General features: G+C 58.8%; 2 protein-coding genes and 1 pseudogene. All 3 read left to right on the top strand.

What is annotated here, in order from left to right; genetic code table 11:
- Positions 1–200: hypothetical protein (locus J5224_RS24965; RefSeq protein WP_264627908.1), on the top strand; the 200-nt coding region annotated here is incomplete at its 5' end.
- 7 nt (positions 201–207) lie between these two features.
- Positions 208–997 (top strand): annotated as a pseudogene (locus J5224_RS24960) (efflux RND transporter periplasmic adaptor subunit).
- Positions 994–2328: an efflux RND transporter periplasmic adaptor subunit gene (locus J5224_RS24955; protein WP_264627906.1), complete on the top strand. Its 1335-nt coding sequence runs from the start codon at positions 994–996 to the stop codon at positions 2326–2328. The pseudogene J5224_RS24960 and the gene J5224_RS24955 overlap by 4 nt, the downstream one beginning before the upstream one ends.
- Positions 2329–2415 lie beyond the last annotated feature (87 nt).

Genomic DNA, 2415 nt, shown 5'->3' with positions numbered 1-2415 from the left:
GAAGCGTGCGCTTGCGGAAAGATCTCTGTCACAAGGAATTTTTACCGGAACCGATCGTCACCCTCTTCCGACTTTGGCCCCATTTGCTATACTGCGAAACATTAAAATACAAACAATTAACAGAACGTAACACCGAATTCCATCGTGTATTCTCGGTGTTAATCACGACCTTCGCAGCAAAGGCAGGCGAGAGTGAATAGAGTTAACATGTTGGGTTACCGCTGTACGGTAGGTCTGCTTTTTCTTGGTTCAACTGCTTCAGCCAGTACGGGCGAATGTGTCGGATCCGCTTCTCGCCCCCACTGTCGCCAGCGATACGCCGATGAACCGCACCGATAATCAAGCGCGCGGCATTTTGGTCGCGGTCGATCAGGCCACCCTCTCCAGCGATCTGCCGGGACGCATTGTCGAGATGCCGTTCAAGGAGGGGGAAGCGTTCAAAAAAGGCGACGTAGTCGTGCGTTTTGATTGCGCCATTTATCAAGCCCAGCTCAACGCATCGCAAGCGGCAACGCGGGCGGCAGAGGCTGAACTGAACCAAAATCAGCAGTTGGCCCAGTTGAAATCCGTTGGTAAACACGCCGTGGCATTGTCCGCCGCCCATCTTGCGCAGGCGCAAGCGGAAAGCCAGGTGTACCAGATTCAGGTCAATCGTTGTCGCATCAACGCCCCCTTCGACGGACAAGTCGTTAAACGCCGCGCTCAGACTTATGAGAGCGTCGCGCAGGGCGCACCGCTGCTGGATGTCGTGAACAACCGCCATCTGGAAATTAATTTACTGGTTTCGTCACGCCTGCTGTCAGTGTTAAAACCCGGTTTAACCTTCACGTTTACACCCGACGAAACCGGCAAACCGCTGCAAGCCACAGTAGCAAGACTGGGTGCGCGCATTGATGAGAGCAGCCAGACCCTCGGTCTGACCGGATCCCTGGCGCATCCCGATCAGAGCCTGATGGCAGGAATGAGCGGTACTGCGCAGTTCCCGGAGGCGAAGTGACCAGCCCCGCCTCGCCTACCACGGCCAGTGCCGCGGTATTCGCCCGTTTTCTCGACGTCGAAAGGCAGGCTCGTGCGGCGGCCACCAGCGAAGAACTGGCCTACTGCATCGTCAACGATAGCCAACCGCTGTTTGGCTTTCGCCATGCCGCCCTGATCGTCAATGGACGGGTACGCGCAGTGACCGGCGTTACGCAACCGGCGCCCCATGCGCCGTTTGTCGCGTTTATCGAGCGAGCTTGCACCCAGTTGCAAGCAGCAGATAACGACACATTTCGGCAATGCTCGGTGATCGAAGCCACACAGCTTGATGAGCAGAGCCGTCGTGACTGGCAAGCGTTATCCGCTCCCGAAGCGCTGTGGTCGCCGCTAACCGATCGTAAAGGCAACACCTTTGGAGCCATCTGGTATGCGCGTGAGCAACCGTGGCAGAACGCCGATCGGGTTCTGGCAGAGCAGCTTGGCGGGGCCTTTAGCCACGCCTGGCTGGCGCTTGAGCCGCAAACCTCGCGCTGGCGCAAGCGCCGGGCTGGCTGGAAAATCGCCGTGCCACTGCTACTAATAGTTGCCTGCCTGTTTATTCCGGTGCGTCAGTCTGTGCTCGCACCCGCGGAAGTGGTCCCTCATCAGGGCCGCGTCGTGGCGGCTCCGCTGGATGGCGTGATTCAATCTTTTGTCGTGCAACCGAACCAACGCGTCCATCAGGGTGATGTGCTGGTGCGTTTTGATGACACCACCCTAAAAGCGCAAGCTGACGTGGCGGAGCGAGCACTCAACGTCGCCGAAGCGGAATACCGCGCTAGCTCGCAGCGTGCGTTTCAGGATGCGGATTCCAAAGCGCGTCTGGACTTCCTGTCTGCTCAGGTAGCGCAAAAGCGCGCCGAGCGTGATTATTCCACTGCCCTGCTTAACCGAGCGGAGATTCGGGCCGACCGTGACGGTATCGCCGTATTCGCCGACGCGGACCGTTGGACGGGTAAACCCGTGCGCACCGGCGAACGGTTGATGGAACTGGCGGACCCGATGCTGGCCGCATTGCGTATCGAGCTGGATGTCGGCGATGCCATTCAATTGCAGCAGGATGCACCGATTACGCTGTTCCTCGACAGCGATCCCCTGACGCCCCACGCGGCGCAGTTGTCGCGTATCGCCTATGAATCAGAGCAGACACCGGCAGGGAATCTGGCTTACCGACTGGATGGTCGCTTTACCGACGCACCGCCGCGTATTGGCCTGCGCGGTACGGCTAAACTGTCTGGCGACTACGTTCCATTGGCGGTTTATCTGTTCCGTCGGCCGCTGGCCGTGATCCGTCAGGCTATTGGGCTATGAATCCGCTGTTGCCAGCACTGCGCGCCGATCTTCAATTGACAGAATCCGCCCCCGGCAGCAACCGCGCACCACAAAGGGGGCTTTCCG

This window comes from Candidatus Symbiopectobacterium sp. NZEC135 (assembly GCF_025962695.1).
This window is presented reverse-complemented; position numbering and strand designations above follow the sequence as displayed.